Annotated in this window: 10 protein-coding genes; 5 read left to right on the top strand and 5 right to left on the bottom strand. The window is 73.8% G+C overall.

The window, feature by feature from the left end:
- Window positions 1–60: 60 nt before the first annotated feature.
- A complete protein-coding gene (locus tag ACFQQL_RS02965) occupies window positions 61–1,350 on the top strand; it encodes an MFS transporter (RefSeq protein WP_382391094.1) in 1,290 nt (429 codons plus the stop codon).
- Between the two features lie 19 nt (window positions 1,351–1,369).
- Here the strand turns inward: ACFQQL_RS02965 and map are convergent, their stop codons facing one another.
- Complete coding sequence (gene map / locus ACFQQL_RS02960; RefSeq protein ID WP_382391092.1) at window positions 1,370–2,137, bottom strand: type I methionyl aminopeptidase; 768 nt, start codon at window positions 2,135–2,137, stop codon at window positions 1,370–1,372.
- An 87-nt stretch (window positions 2,138–2,224) separates the two neighbouring features.
- Here map and ACFQQL_RS02955 point away from each other — a divergent pair, with 87 nt between their 5' ends.
- Window positions 2,225–4,447: a glycoside hydrolase family 3 C-terminal domain-containing protein gene (locus ACFQQL_RS02955; RefSeq protein WP_382391090.1), complete on the top strand. Its 2,223-nt coding sequence runs from the start codon at window positions 2,225–2,227 to the stop codon at window positions 4,445–4,447.
- A gap of 33 nt (window positions 4,448–4,480) precedes the next feature.
- Here the strand turns inward: ACFQQL_RS02955 and ACFQQL_RS02950 are convergent, their stop codons facing one another.
- The 3 genes from ACFQQL_RS02950 to ACFQQL_RS02940 form a co-directional block, all read right to left on the bottom strand.
- Entirely contained in the window at window positions 4,481–5,392 is a 912-nt protein-coding gene (locus tag ACFQQL_RS02950; RefSeq protein ID WP_382391088.1) for an LURP-one-related family protein, read from the bottom strand.
- A 254-nt stretch (window positions 5,393–5,646) separates the two neighbouring features.
- Window positions 5,647–6,813 (bottom strand): Gfo/Idh/MocA family protein, encoded by a 1,167-nt coding sequence (locus ACFQQL_RS02945; protein WP_382391086.1) that lies wholly within the window; start codon window positions 6,811–6,813, stop codon window positions 5,647–5,649.
- Window positions 6,810–9,872: a glycoside hydrolase family 2 TIM barrel-domain containing protein gene (locus tag ACFQQL_RS02940; protein WP_382391084.1), complete on the bottom strand. Its 3,063-nt coding sequence runs from the start codon at window positions 9,870–9,872 to the stop codon at window positions 6,810–6,812. Before ACFQQL_RS02940 ends, ACFQQL_RS02945 begins: the two co-directional genes overlap by 4 nt.
- A gap of 326 nt (window positions 9,873–10,198) precedes the next feature.
- Here ACFQQL_RS02940 and ACFQQL_RS02935 point away from each other — a divergent pair, with 326 nt between their 5' ends.
- Window positions 10,199–11,104: an SIS domain-containing protein gene (locus ACFQQL_RS02935; RefSeq protein ID WP_382391082.1), complete on the top strand. Its 906-nt coding sequence runs from the start codon at window positions 10,199–10,201 to the stop codon at window positions 11,102–11,104.
- Between the two features lie 49 nt (window positions 11,105–11,153).
- Window positions 11,154–12,005, top strand: a complete 852-nt coding sequence (locus ACFQQL_RS02930; protein WP_382391080.1) for a class II fructose-bisphosphate aldolase — start codon at window positions 11,154–11,156, stop codon at window positions 12,003–12,005.
- 45 nt (window positions 12,006–12,050) lie between these two features.
- Here the strand turns inward: ACFQQL_RS02930 and ACFQQL_RS02925 are convergent, their stop codons facing one another.
- Window positions 12,051–12,842, bottom strand: coding sequence for a DeoR/GlpR family DNA-binding transcription regulator (locus ACFQQL_RS02925; RefSeq protein WP_382391078.1), 792 nt, complete (start codon window positions 12,840–12,842; stop codon window positions 12,051–12,053).
- 296 nt (window positions 12,843–13,138) lie between these two features.
- Between ACFQQL_RS02925 and ACFQQL_RS02920 the strand changes: the two genes are divergently transcribed.
- The gene (locus ACFQQL_RS02920; protein ID WP_382391076.1) at window positions 13,139–13,903 is read left to right on the top strand and encodes an alpha/beta hydrolase family protein; all 765 of its coding nucleotides are present in this window, start codon (window positions 13,139–13,141) and stop codon (window positions 13,901–13,903) included.
- The last annotated feature ends 12 nt before the right edge of the window (window positions 13,904–13,915 follow it).

Below are 13,915 nucleotides of genomic sequence, written 5' to 3'. Positions count from 1 at the left end.
CGCGCCCCCCGAGCGCCCGGCCACGGTGCGGGACCCGGCGCGGGCGGATACAACACTGTCATGACCGCCTCCGGGCTCTACACGCGGCTGGTCCGCGGAGATGACGCCGACACCGAGCTGACGCCGCAGGCGCGTCGCGCGATCCCCGGCAACGGGCTGCGACAGATCGCGGCCGAGGCGCTGCAGGCCACCGGCGACCAGGTGGTCAACCCCAAGACGGTCCTGCCGTGGGTCTTCTCCACGCTCGGTGTGCCCGCGGCACTGTTGGGGCTGCTGGTCCCGGTCCGCGAGGCGGGGTCGCTGCTTCCGCAGGCCCTGGCGCTGCCGTGGGTGCGCCGCCGGCCGCGGCGCCGCGGGGTGTGGCTGCTCGGTGCCGCCGGCCAGGCGGTCGCGGTGGCCGCGATGGCGACGGCGACCGCGCTGGCCTCCGGCATGGTCGCCGGCGTCGCCGTGCTGCTGGCGCTCGCGGTGTTCTCGGTGAGCCGCTCGCTCACCTCACTGGCCGGCAAGGACGTCCTCGGGCGCACCATCCCGGCCGGCCAGCGGGGTCAGGTCACGGGCCTGGCGACCGTGCTCGCCGGTCTCGCCGCCGTCACGGTGGGCGTCGCGGTCCGCGTCCTCGGGGGCGACGACGCCACGCACCTCGCCGTCCTGCTCGGCGGCGGCGCCGTCGCCTGGGTCGGCGCCGCAGCCGTCTACGCCACGGTCCGTGAGCCGCGGGTCGACCCGGAGGACGTCCCGGCCTCCCGCTGGGCGTCCCAGGTGGTGCGGCTGCTGCGGGACGACGTCGCCTTCCGGCGCTTCGTCACCGTCCGTGGGCTGCTGCTCGTCTCGGCGCTCAGCCCGCCGTTCGTCGTCGCGCTCGCGACGGAGCACGGCGGCGGTCTCAGCGACCTCGGCGCCTTCGTCATCGCCTCCGGCCTCGCCAGTCTCGTCGGCGGCCGGATGTTCGGACGGTGGGCGGACCGCTCGAGCCGGACGCTCATGGCGGCGATGGCGGCGGCATCGTCCGGCGTCATCCTCGCGCTCCTGCTGCTGGCCAGCCTGCCCGGCGTCGCCGGCTGGCGGCTGCTGCACCCGCTGGCGTTCCTCCTCCTCGCGCTGGCACACACCGGCGCCCGCGTGGGCCGCAAGACGTACGTGGTGGACATGGCCGAGGGCGACACGCGCACCGCGTACGTCGCGGTCGCCAACTCGGCGATGGGTGGCCTGCTGCTCGCCGCCGGCGCCGTCACCGGTGGACTGGCGGTGTGGGGTCCGGAGGCGGCACTGGCACTGCTCGCGGCCCTGGGGCTGGCCGGCGTGGTGATGGCCTGGCGGCTGCCGGAGGTCAGCGCGGGCTCCAGCTGACCTGGCGCGGATGCACCGCTCAGGCGCGGGCGGTCAGCACCACGGGCCCGTCCTCGGTGACCGCGACGGTGTGCTCGGAGTGCGCGCCGCGCGAGCCGTCCTGGCTGCGCAGGGTCCAGCCGTCGTCGTCGGTGTAGATCTCGTCCGTGCCGGTCATGAACCACGGCTCCAGCGCGACCACCAGGCCCGGGCGGAGGGGCAGGCCGCGGCCGGCCCGGCCCGCGTTCGGCACGTGCGGGGCGCCGTGCATCTCGCGCCCGACGCCGTGCCCGCCGAACTGGGTGTTGACCCCGTAGCCGTAGTCGGCGGCGACCGCCCCGATCGCGGCCGAGATGTCGCCGAGGCGGTTGCCCGTGACCGCCGCGCCGATCGCCGCCTCGAGCGCCCTCTCGGTCGCCTCGATGACCCTCAGGTCCTCCTCGCGAGGCGTGCCGACGACCACGCTCAGCGCCGAGTCGGAGACCCAGCCGTCCACGGAGGCCGCGAAGTCCACCGACAGCAGGTCGCCGTCGCGCAGGGTGTAGTCGTGCGGCAGACCGTGCAGCACGGCATCGTTGACCGAGGTGCACAACACGTGCCCGAAGGGGCTGGCACCGAAGGACGGGTGGTAGTCGATGTAGCAGGACGTGGCGCCCCGCTCCCGGATCATCCCGTGCGCGAGCTCGTCGAGCTCCAAGAGGTTCACCCCGACGGCGGCGTGCTGCTTCAGCGCCGTGAGCACCTCGGAGACGAACACGCCGGCAGGCCGCATGGCCTCGATCTCGCTGGGGGTCTTGAGGTCGATCACCGGACCAGCGTATGCGGGCGTGGCACGCGCGGAGCGCCGGGGCCCCGAATCCCGCGCCGCGGACGGACGATCAGCGAGGATCACCCCATGGACGCGAACACGGATGCCCAGCAGATCGTCGCCGCCCTGACCCTCGAGGAGAAGGTCTCGCTCCTGTCCGGCGAGACGTTCTGGACCACGACGCCTGCGCCCGGACTGGAGTCGATCACCGTCGCCGACGGGCCGCACGGGGTGCGGAAGGTGCCCGCGGACTCCGGTGCCATCGGCGGCGCAGAGCCCGCGACGTGCTTCCCGCCGGCCGTGGCACTCGGCGCCACGTTCGACCTGAGCCTCGTCGAGCGGGTCGGCGCCGCGATCGCCGCGGAGGCCCGTGCGCTCGGCGTCGACGTGGTGCTCGGCCCGGGCGTCAACATCAAGCGCAGCCCGCTGTGCGGGCGGAACTTCGAGTACGTCTCGGAGGACCCGCTGGTGGCCGGCGAGATCGGCACCGCCATGGTCCGCGGCATCCAGTCCGGCGGGGCCGGCACGTCGCTGAAGCACTACGCGGCGAACAACCAGGAGACTGAGCGCAAGCGGATCTCCGCCGACATCGACGAGCGCACGCTGCGGGAGATCTACCTCAAGCCGTTCCAGCGGGTGGTCCAGCAGGCCGCGCCGACGACCGTCATGTCCTCCTACAACCGCGTCAACGGCACCTACGTGGGCGAGGACCGGCGGCTGCTGACCGACATCCTGCGCGAGGAGTGGGGCTTCGACGGCCTGGTCATGTCCGACTGGGGTGCGGTGGACGACCGCATCGCCGGCGTGCGCGCGGGCCTGGACCTGGAGATGCCGCACAGCGGTGAGGATCGGGACCGGGGGCTCCTGGCCGCGGTCCGGGACGGCCGGCTCACCGAGTCCGACGTCGACGCGTGCGTGACCCGACTGGTCCGGCTGGTGCACGACTGCCACGCCCGGGCCGCGACGCCGGCACCGCAGGCCGACCCGGACGCCCACCACGCGCTGGCGCGCGAGGCGGCGGGCCGCGCCGTCGTGCTGCTCAAGAACGACGACGGCCTGCTCCCCCTCGCCCCGCAGACCCGGGTCGCCGTCGTCGGGGAGCTGGCCCGGACGCCGCGGTACCAGGGCGCGGGCTCCTCCCAGATCGTCCCGACCCGCCTCGACGACGCGCTCGCCGCCATCCGTGACGACGCCGCGGGCGAGGTGGCCTTCGCACCCGGCTACACGCTCGAGGAGGACGCGTCCACCGACGAGGGCCTCGCGGCGGAGGCCGTCGCGGCCGCCCGCGACGCCGAGGTCGTGCTGTTCTTCGCCGGCCTGCCGGACTGGTCCGAGGCGGAGGGCCGGGACCGCCCGCACATCGACCTGCCGGCGGTCCAGCTGGACCTGCTGGACCGCGTGCTCGAGGCCAACCCGCGCGTCATCGTCGTGCTGTCCAACGGGTCGGTGGTGCGGCTCGCGCGGTTCGCCGACCGGGTCCCCGCCATCGTCGAGGGCTGGCTCCTCGGCCAGGCGGGCGGCGGCGCCACGGCGGACGTGCTGTACGGCCGCGTCAACCCCTCCGGCCGGCTGACCGAGACGGTGCCGCTGCGGCTCGAGGACACGCCTGCGCACCTGAGCTTCCCGGGTGGCGACCTGCACGTCACCTACGGCGAGGGCATCTTCGTCGGCTACCGGTGGTACGACGGGCGGGACATGCCGGTGCAGTTCCCGTTCGGGCACGGCCTGTCCTACACGAGCTTCGAGCACGCCGACCTCGCGGCGGACGACGACGGTGCCGGCGGGATCCGGGTGCGGGTCCGGGTCACCAACACCGGTGCACGGGCGGGCCGGGAGGTCGTGCAGTGCTACCTGGGGAAGGAGGACTCCGAGGTGCCCCGGCCGCCGCGGGCGCTCGCGGCCTTCGCCGTCGTGGACCTGGAACCGGGTGGGTCGCGGGTGGTCGAGCTGGCCGTGCCGCGGGCCGATCTCGCGTACTGGAGCGTCCGCCACGGCCGCTGGATGGTCGAGGGCGGTGCCTACCGGGTCGACGTCGGGGCCTCCAGCCGGGACGTCCGGTGCACCGTGACCGTGGACGTCCCCGGCGAGGAACAGCCGCCGCCCCTGACCCGGCAGTCCTCGGTGGCCGAGATGCTCGCGCACCCGGTCGCCGGACGGCTGGTCGAGTCACGTGCGTCGGACCTGCTCAGCGGGGAGATGGTGCGGCTGATCTCGTCCATGCCGGTCGGTCGCCTGCCCGACCTGCCGGGGTCGGGTGTGACGGCGGATCAGGTGGACCAGATGCTGGCGGTCGCGAACGGCGAGGCCTGACCGGACGGACGCTTCTCACTCCCCCGCCGTCGGTCACCACCTCAGCCGGATCGCCTGGCCCGGGTGCGCGTCGAAGTAGGCGGTGTCGATGAGGCAAGCGGAGAGGAGCACCAGGCTGCCGAGCGGCTCGGGGATCGGCCGGGGGCGGCGCAGGACATAGGTGTCGCCGCCGGTGAAGAGCGTCGCCATCTGCTCGGTCACCGAGGTCTGCTTGACGAAGTCGGCAACCTGGTTCCCGGCGCCGTCCCAGCACGCGAACGTCATGGACCGGTGGTCCCCGGCGACGTTCTCGAAGTGTCCGACCCGGTGGCCGCCGGCCGTGAAGACGAAGCGCAGCGTGGGGGTCGCGATGACCGAGGCGTTCTCCTTCTCGACCGTCCCGACCGGCGCGCCGTTCCCCCAGCGCACCTCGAACGACGGCTTGAGCGGGGTCGTGACACCCTGCGGGTGAGCAGCGTGCAGGATGACGCGCCCGGCGGCGTCGGTGAGCTCGAAGTGGCGGGTGCGCCAGGTCTCCAGCGGGTTCACGAAGGAGAAGACGTTCTGACCGGTGGTCCGGGGTTCCTTGAACATGCCGAGGTAGGTGCCGGCGGGGTCGTACAGCAGGTACCGGCCCGCCTCGGGGTCCACCCCGACGACCCGGTCCTGCTGGACGACGACTACCTCGGGCGCGGTGTACAGCGGCGGTCCTTCGCCGGATGAGGCCTGGGCAACAGCGGCCGGGGCTTGCGCTGCCGCGGGAGCAGGCGGTGCCGCCTGAGCAGGTGCGGGCGCGCCGGCGGGAGCTGGCGGCGCGGGCGGCGCTGGCGGCGCGGCGGCCTCGCGCCGGCTCCCGGGTGCCGGGGGCGTCGGCTGCGTGTGGGCGGTCCAGCCGTTCCCGTCCCACCACCGCAGCAGCGTTCGGTCGTGGTGGTCCGGGTACCAGCCCGCGTCGGGGTTCGTCATGCTGGGCAGTATTGCGGCCGGGAGGTCGCGGAGCCAGGGTGAGAACTCCCCGCGGCGGGATGCTCCAGGACGCGGGCCGGGCGTCTCCTACCAGGTCAGCGCTCGCTGTCGAGCTGTTCACGGGGACGTGGAGGGGAAGGTCGTCAGCGTGCCGTCCGGGCCAGGCGTGAGGTGGTCGAGGAGGAACCTCGGCGGCGCCGACGGCCGACGGCCACGGCCGCCGGGCCCAGTCCGCGCCGGTGGCGCATGCCGCCTCAGGCGCCGCGCGGCTGGCCGGCGGCGAAGTAGGCCTCGACGTCCGGCGCGAGACGCGGCACGTCGACGGCGGAGCCGCCGTCGCGCAGCGACCGGGTCGCCAGCACGCCGGTGGCCACTGACTGCCAGGCCGCCACCGGGGAGGTGTCGGTCTCCCCGCCCTCGCGGGCGAACCGCAGGAACTCGGCGATGAGGCGCGGGTCCGCCCCGCCGTGCCCGCCCGCAGCCTGTTCGATCGGGACGACCTCGTCGGGCTCGGCCCACCCCGCGTGCCGGCGGTCCCAGACCTGGATGCGACCGCCGGGCCCGTCGCCGAGGTTCTCGATCCGGCCTGCGGTGCCGATCACGGTGTAGTTGCGCCAGTAGTCCGGGGTGAAGTGGCACTGCTCGTAGGAGGCGAAGACGTCGTCGTCGAGGGCCATGTGCACCATCGAGAGGTCCTCGACGTCGACCACCGGGTTGAGGCCGGTCTGACTCGCCGGGGGCCAGTTGTCCAGGCTGTACCAGTCCGTCATCCGTTCGCCGGGCCGCTCGCGCCGGTCGGTGATGCCGCCGTAGACCTGCAGCCCGCCCATCGCCGCCACGCGCCGGGTGTAGCCGCCCGCGAGCCAGTGGATGACGTCGATGTCGTGGGCCGCCTTCTGCAGCAGCAGCCCGGTGCTGTTCCGGCGGTCGGCGTGCCAGTCCTTGAAGTAGAAGTCGCCGCCGTGGCCCACGAAGTGGCGGCACCACACGGCCTTGACCTCGCCGATCCGGCCGGCGCGGACCAGGTCCCGCATCTGGGTCACCACGGGCATGTGCCGCATGTTGTGCCCCACGTACAGCCGTGCCCGGTTCTCGTGGGCGACCTCCAGCAGCGCGGTGGCATCCTCGACCGTGGTGGCGAGCGGCTTCTCCACGAACGTCGGGATGCCCGCCGCGAGGGTCCGGGACGCGACGGCGTGGTGCGTGTGGTCGGGCGTCAGCACCAGGACCGCGTCCGGCTCGGCGGCGAGCAGCTCGTCCAGGTCCGCGGTGAGGACGGCGTCCGGGAAGGCGGCCCGTGCGTCCGACCGGCCCCGTTCGGAGGTGTCGCACACGATCGTGATGGCCGTGCCCTCCGCGGGGTGGTGGGCGTGCTTCGCGAGCCCGCCGCGCAGCCCGTACCCGACGACCCCGACCTTCATCGGCCACCCGCCGCGATCGGGCGCAGCCGCACGGTGAAGCCGTAGGCACCGGGCACGAGGTGGTGCTGCGGCAGCGCGCCGGGTCCGCAGGAGCCGGTGCCCAGGCCGTGCTGACCGGCGTCGAGGTAGAGGTACACGTGCTCGCTGGGCGGCAGCTCGTGCGCGTGCCCGGCCCGGCCGAGCTCCTGCGCGGTGTGGCGGGAGGCCGTGAAGCCGGGACGGCCGGGCTCGGGGTAGGACAGGACGTGCAACCCTGCCCCGCCCGGCCCGGTCAGCTCGAGCCACCTCACGTCCGGCCGGTGGCCGGTCTCCTGCGGCTTGGCGTACTGGACGCCGAGGTCGTCGACGGCACGCTCGTGCACCGCGACGGCGGCGGCCGCCGCGGAGTCCGGGTAGGCCTCGTCCGGCCCCGGGCCGAACCAGCGTGCGGTCTCCAGCTCTGGCGGCAGGTCGAACCGCACGCCGACCCGCGGCCAGCTGCCCTCAAACCGGCCGACGGCCGCGACGTCGACGCGCAGGATCAGCTCGTCCGAGTCACCGATGTCGTCCACCTCCCCGGCCAGGTAGGTGAGGGTCGTCTCGATGCCGAACGCCTCGGTGGCAGGGGCGCTGCGCAGGCGGGTGACCACGCGGTCCTCCCCTGTCTCCACGCTCACCAGCCGGTGGACCAGCCGGTCCAGGCCGCGGGCGGCCCAGCGCTCGGCGATGGCGCCGCCCGCCTCCTCGTACATGCCCGAGCCGCCGCCACGGTCGTTGTCGGTGGGGGCGCGCCACAGCTCGGGGGTGGGCCCGGCCGTGGGCAGGTCCCACAGCCGGGTCAGCCGACCGGTACGCAGGTCGATGGTGCCCGGGCCGACGGCGACGTCGGTCGCGGTCGGCAGCGGCGCCGCGGTACCGGTGGCGGGGGCCGCCGGGCCGATGACCGTGGTGGCGGACCGGCCGGCGAGCGTCGAGGTGCTCAGGTCGCACTGGCGGGTCGCCAGGACGTGGCCGGCCGGAGCCCACGGGGTCTCGGCGCCGAGCTCCGCGGTCAACGTCACCCAGATCTCGCTGCCGGCCTGCGCCTTCTTCGGCAGCCGCGTGAGTGCCCGGGTGAGCTCCTTCGGGGCCGGCACCTCCGCCGTCGCCCCGGCCGCGACCGGCGGGACGTCGATCGTGCCGGAGCCCGCCGGCTCGCCGTCGACCTCGAGGCGCCAGCGGAACACCAGGTCCGCGGTGTCAATGGTGTGTCGGTCGTTGACGACCGTCACGGATCCGGTGGTCGGGTCGAGATGTGCCGTCACGGGTGCCACGACGGCGGCGAACTCGAGCAGCCCCGGCGAGGGGGTGCCGTCGGACAGGATCAGCCCGTCGGTGACGAAGTTCCCGTCGTGCACCACCTCGCCGAAGTCGCCGCCGTAGCCGTAGTAGGGCACGCCGTCGTCGGTGTGGGTCAGCAGGCCGTGGTCGCGCCACTCCCATACGAAGCCGCCGTGGATCCGCGGGTAGGCGCGGATCTTCTCGTCGTACTCGGCGATGGCGCCCGGCCCGTTGCCCATGGCGTGGATGTACTCGCACATGAGGAACGGCCTGCGGCGCAGGCGCTCGGCCTGTGCGGCGTCGCAGTAGGCGATCTGGCCGGACTCGCCCCCGATCGCGTCGAGCGCCTCGAGGGAGGGGTACATGCGGGAGTAGACGTCGGTGTACTCACCCTCGTAGTCGCCCTCGTAGTGCACGGGCCGGCCCGGGTCGCGGCGGTGCACCCAGGCCGACATCGCCGCCATGTTCCGGCCGCTGCCGGTCTCGTTGCCGAGCGACCACATGATGATCGAGGGGTGGTTCTTGTCCCGCTCGACGGTGCGGGCGATGCGGTCCAGGTGCGCCTCCCGCCAGCGCGAGTCGTCCGCGGGCGCGTCCGCCGGGTGCGAGCGCCAGCCCGCCCGGTAGAAACCGTGGGTCTCCAGGTCGCACTCGTCGATGACCCAGAAGCCGAGCTCGTCCGCCAGGTCCAGCACCCCGGGGTGGGGCGGGTAGTGCGAGGTGCGGATGGCGTTGACGTTGTGCCGTTTCATCAGGGCCAGGTCCTCGCGGGCGTGCGCCGGATCGAAGACCCGGCCGCGCTCGGCCTCGATCTCGTGCCGGTTGACGCCGCGGAAGATGACCTGTCGGCCGTTGACCTCGAACGTCTCGCCCATGATCCGCACCGTGCGGAACCCGACCTGCAGGCGGATCTCCTCGCCCTGCGCGGTCAGGACTGCCTCGTACCGGCGGGGCACCTCGGCGCTCCACGGCTCCACGCTGCCGGCGTCGAGCTCGGCCACGTCCTCGGGCCGGTCCCAGCGGGCGGTGACGCCCAGCTCGGGGATCTCGAGACGAACCGGGTAGGCGGCGGCGGGGTCGGCCCGCAGCTCGACGGCGAGCGAACCCGTCCCGGTGGTGTGGTCGTACCCGGCCTGCAGCCAGACGTCCTCGACGCCGCCGGTGGGCCGGGCGAGGAGGGTCACCTCACGGAAGATCCCGGGCAGCCACCACTGGTCCTGGTCCTCCAGGTAGGAGGCGTCCGACCACTGGTGGACCCGGACGGCCAGCTGGTTCTCGCCCGTCCGGACGTGGTCGGTGACGTCGAACTCGTGGACCAGCCGGCTGCCCTTCCCGACGCCGACCTCCGTGCCGTTGAGCCACACCTGGTAGGTCGACTCCACGCCGTCGAACCGCAGCAGGATGCGCTCGGCCTGCTGCCAGGGCTCGTCGAGGGTGAAGGTGCGGCGGTAGTCGCCGGTCGGGTTCTCGTCCGGCACGAAGGGCGGGTCCACCGGGAACGGGTAGACGACGTTCGTGTAGATGGGCCGGCCGTACCGGCCGTCGCCCCGCAGCACCCAGTGCGCGGGGACGTCGATGGTGTCCCAGGGAGCCGCGCCGTCGTCCTCGTGCGGCAGCATCCCGGGGTCGGCGACCGGGTGCAGGCGGAAGTCCCACGTACCGGTCAGGTCGAGCGACGGGGCATCGCTCGCCAGACGGGACCGGGCCGGAAGAGCCCCACGGCCAGGGCTGTAGTCGGTGAGGTAGGTGGGGATGGGCACGGAGACCTCGCTGCGTCGGGCTGGTTTCGGTCTGGGCACGTTCACGACGGCGGACGCCGTGGACCCGGCCGGCGGTCGACAGGCCGGGTCCACGAGCCTATCGGCGTCCGTCAGCCCTCCCGTAGGCCGGCATTCCTCACGACGCCTCCTCGGCCAAGATCTTCCGGCCGCGCCGGCAAGGCGGGCCCAGCCGCAGCCGGGGTCAGGCGGGCACCGGCGCGAGCGATCCACCGCTCGCGCGCGGTCATGATCGATATACGCTCATTCTGCTCACCAACGCGCCACTTGCGCGGCGCAGCCCCGCAGTCTTTGGGAAGGTGGAACCCATGACCTCACCGCAGAACGGCGCGGCCGGCGCGCTCATGGAGGCCGAGCTCCGTAGCCAGCCCAGCGCCTGGCGGCGCTCCGCCCAGCTGGCCGGTCACGCGCCACTCCCCGTCACCGGTCAACGGGTGGCCGTCATCGGCTGCGGGACGTCATGGTTCATGGCGCAGTCCTACGCCGTGCTCCGCGAGGCGGTCGGCGCCGGTGAGACGGACGCATGGGTCGCCTCCGAGGCGCCGCTGCGCCGGGACTACGACGTGATCGTGGCGCTCTCGCGGTCGGGCACGACGACGGAGGTCATCGACGCGATCGCGCGTCGCAGGCCCGGCACGAGGACCGTCGGGATCGTGGCCGACCCCGCAACGCCGCTCGCCGAGCAGGTCGACGACGTCGTCGCGCTGGACTTCGCGGACGAGGAGTCCGTGGTCCAGACCCGGTTCGCCACCGCGGCCCTGACGCTCCTCCGGGCGAGCCTGGGCCTGGACGTCTCCGCCGCGATCGACGACTGCGCCGGCGTCCTGGACGGCCCGCTCCCCGAGGCGGCCGTGACGGCGACCCAGCTGACCTTCCTGGGGACCGGCTGGACGGTCGGTCTCGCGCACGAGGCCGCCCTGAAGAACCGTGAGGCCTCCCAGTCGTGGACCGAGTCCTACCCCGCGATGGACTACCGGCACGGTCCGATCGCTGTCGCCGCCCCCGGCAGGGCCACCTGGTCGTTCGGGCCCACCCCCGACGGCCTGGGCGAGGAGGTGCGGCGCACCGGTGCTGACTTCCTCGAGCACCCGGGCACCGACCCACTGGCCGACCTGGTGCTGGCCCAGCGCGTGGCCCTGGAGCGGTCCCGGCGGCTGGGACTGGACGCTGACCGGCCCCGCTCGCTGACACGCTCCGTGATCCTGGACCGGTGACACGGCCGGACGCCGGCCGTCACCGGGCACACACCCGAGAGGTGCTCCGATGATCGTGTCCACGCGCGAGCTGCTCGCGGACGCCGCCGAGGCGGGGTCCGGCCTGGCGGCGCTGAACGTCATCCACCTGGAGTCCGCGGAGGCGATCGCCGCGGCCGCCGAGCTGACCGGGCACGGCGCCGTGCTGCAGATCTCGCAGAACTGCGTGCGGTACCACGGCGGCCTCGCTCCGATCGCCGCGGCCACGCGCGCCGTCGCGGAGGCGTCGACGGCCCGGCTCTCGCTCCACCTCGACCACGCGGAGGACGCGGACCTGGTCCGTGCTGCGATCGATCTCGGCTTCTCGTCGGTGATGTACGACGGCGCGCGGCTGCCCTACGACGCCAACGTCGCCGCCACCCGGACGATCGTCTCCGAGGCGGAGCGCGCCGGGGTGCTGATCGAGGCCGAGCTGGGCGAGGTGGGCGGTAAGGACGGCGCGCACGCGCCCGGGGTGCGGACCGACCCGGACGAGGCCGCGACGTTCGTGGCCGAGACCGGGGTGCACGCCCTCGCGGTGGCGGTCGGCAGCTCCCATGCCATGGTCACCAAGTCGGCCGCGGTCGACGTCGATCTCGTCGCGCGCCTCGCCCGGAGCGTCCCGGTGCCGCTCGTGCTCCACGGCTCCAGCGGCGTGCCGGAGCAGAGTCTCGCCGAGGCCGTCCGCGCCGGGATGCGCAAGATCAACGTCTCCACCCAGCTCGTCCAGACGTTCACCACCGCGGTGCGCGACCGGCTGGCCGCCGACCCCGCGCTGGTCGACTCCCGGAAGTACCTCGCGGCCGGGCGCGAGGCCATGGCTCTCGAGGCAGCCTCCGTGCTGCGGCTGGTCGCGGGCACCGCAACGACCGGTGGCGCGTGACCTCCCCCGGCGGCCAGGGCGACGTCCCGCGGCGTGGCCACGGGCTCAGGCCGGCGGGCTGACCAGCACCTCGACGCCGGCGCTCGCCAGGGCGTTCGCGAGCTTCGCGTCAGGGCGTGCCTCGGTCACCAGCGTCGAGATCTCCCCCAGCGTGCAGATGCGGGCGAACGTGGACCGGCCCATCTTCGAGCTGTCCGCCACCGCGACGACCTTCCGGGCGTTCCGGACCAGCTCCCGATTGACCGCAGCCTCGCCCTCGTCCACCGTCGTGGCCCCGTAGCGGGCATCCAGGCCGTCCACGCCGACGATCGCCCAGTCCAGGACCACCTCGTCGAGCGTGGCACCGACCATCGGGCCGACCAGCTCGAACGTCTGCGGCCGGGCCACGCCGCCGGTGACGACGAGCTTCACGTGCGGGCGGATCGCCAGCTCGTAGGCGATGTTCAGTGCGTTCGTGACCACGGTGACACCGGGGCTGCGTTCGTCGGACATCCGCGGCTCGGCACCGAGCGTCCGGGCAACCTCGGTCGTCGTGGTGCCGCCGGTCAGGCCCACCACGTCACCGGGCGAGACGAGGGCGGCCGCCTGGGCCGCGATGGCAACCTTTGCCTCCGCGTTCCGCGCGATCTTGTACTGCAGGGGCAGCTCGTACGCGCTGCCCACGGCCACCGCTCCACCGTGCGTCCGGGTGACGAGCCGCTGCTGGGCGAGCAGGCCCAGGTCGCGGCGGGCCGTCGCGGCGGAGACGTCGAAGCGCTCGACGATCTCGTCGATGCTCAGGTGCCCGTCCGCGCTCAACGCGTCCAGGATCCGGTTCAGCCGCTGCTGCTGTCGCATCGTCGTCGCTTCCCTCGGTGGTGCGGTCGGGCTCGATCCTCGCAGGCCCCGCACCGCCGGCCGACTCGGTTGGCGGCCCGCACCTGCCAGTGCACGCCCGGCAGGTCGACGAAGGGATCGGCACGTGAGCGCGAGCGTCATGCGCCTCGGCGACCCGCTCGCCAACGACCAGGACTGGCACCTCGCCACCTGGCTTTGGCTGCACACCCACCACGGCGCCCCGGCCGCGTGAACCGGATCGCGAGACACCCACGAACCGAGGGTCCCGCCGTCGGCGGCCCACGTACCGTGGAGCCATGGCCGAGGTGGAGATCACGACGCCGCGCGGGGTCCCGCTGGCAGGCACCTTCGAACCCGGGGATGCAGGCAGCGCGGTGCTCTTCGCGCACGGCTTCCTCGCCGACCGGCACTCGTCCATGCGGTTCGACATCCTGGCCTCGGCCTACCGTACGGCCGGTCACGGGACCCTCCAGCTGGACTTCTCCGGGTGCGGCGCCTCCGGCGACGACGTCGTCACCGTCGCCGGGGAGATCGAGGACCTCCGCTCGGCCTCGGCGTGGCTCAGCGAGCAGGGTTTCACCCGCCAGGTGGTCCACGCCCACGACTTCGGCACGCTGGCCGCGCTGCAGGCGCACCTGCGGGACGTGACGACCATGGTCCTGACCGGGCCGATCACGGGGCCGATGTCCTACCCGTGGGAGGAGATCTTCTCGGCGGAGCAGCTGGACGACCTCGACGACCACGGGTACGCGCGGATCCCGGACGACAACGAGACCTCCGGCCGCGAGTACTCGATCATCTCGCGGCAGACGCTCGCCGACTACAGCCTCATCGACCCCGCCGAGCTGCTCGGGCACGTCGAGGTCCCCGTGCTGCTGGTGCACGGGGACGACGGCGCGACGGTCCCCGAGATGATCGAGCTCTCCCGGGAGGCACTGCCCCTGCTGCCCGCGGGCTCCCGCCTGGAGGTCCTCGACCCGCCGGGCGGCCGGGACGGCTTGGACGCGCTCGCGGACCTCGCGGTCGGCTGGGTGGCCGACCAGCTCAGGACGGCGGTCTAGTCGGCCGCGACA

The sequence above is a fragment of the Georgenia alba genome (assembly GCF_042665525.1).
In the GTDB taxonomy this organism is placed as follows: domain Bacteria; phylum Actinomycetota; class Actinomycetes; order Actinomycetales; family Actinomycetaceae; genus Allobogoriella; species Allobogoriella alba.
Note: the sequence above shows the minus strand (reverse complement) of the source record. Positions and strands in the feature narration are given on the sequence as shown.

Coding starts and splice junctions, on each gene's coding strand:
- ACFQQL_RS02965 (WP_382391094.1), top strand. CDS start 61: ATGACCGCCTCCGGGCTCTACACGCGGCTGGTCCGCGGAGATGACGCC.
- ACFQQL_RS02955 (WP_382391090.1), top strand. CDS start 2,225: ATGGACGCGAACACGGATGCCCAGCAGATCGTCGCCGCCCTGACCCTC.
- ACFQQL_RS02950 (WP_382391088.1), bottom strand. CDS start 5,392: ATGACGAACCCCGACGCGGGCTGGTACCCGGACCACCACGACCGAACG.
- ACFQQL_RS02945 (WP_382391086.1), bottom strand. CDS start 6,813: ATGAAGGTCGGGGTCGTCGGGTACGGGCTGCGCGGCGGGCTCGCGAAG.
- ACFQQL_RS02935 (WP_382391082.1), top strand. CDS start 10,199: ATGACCTCACCGCAGAACGGCGCGGCCGGCGCGCTCATGGAGGCCGAG.
- ACFQQL_RS02930 (WP_382391080.1), top strand. CDS start 11,154: ATGATCGTGTCCACGCGCGAGCTGCTCGCGGACGCCGCCGAGGCGGGG.
- ACFQQL_RS02925 (WP_382391078.1), bottom strand. CDS start 12,842: ATGCGACAGCAGCAGCGGCTGAACCGGATCCTGGACGCGTTGAGCGCG.
- ACFQQL_RS02920 (WP_382391076.1), top strand. CDS start 13,139: ATGGCCGAGGTGGAGATCACGACGCCGCGCGGGGTCCCGCTGGCAGGC.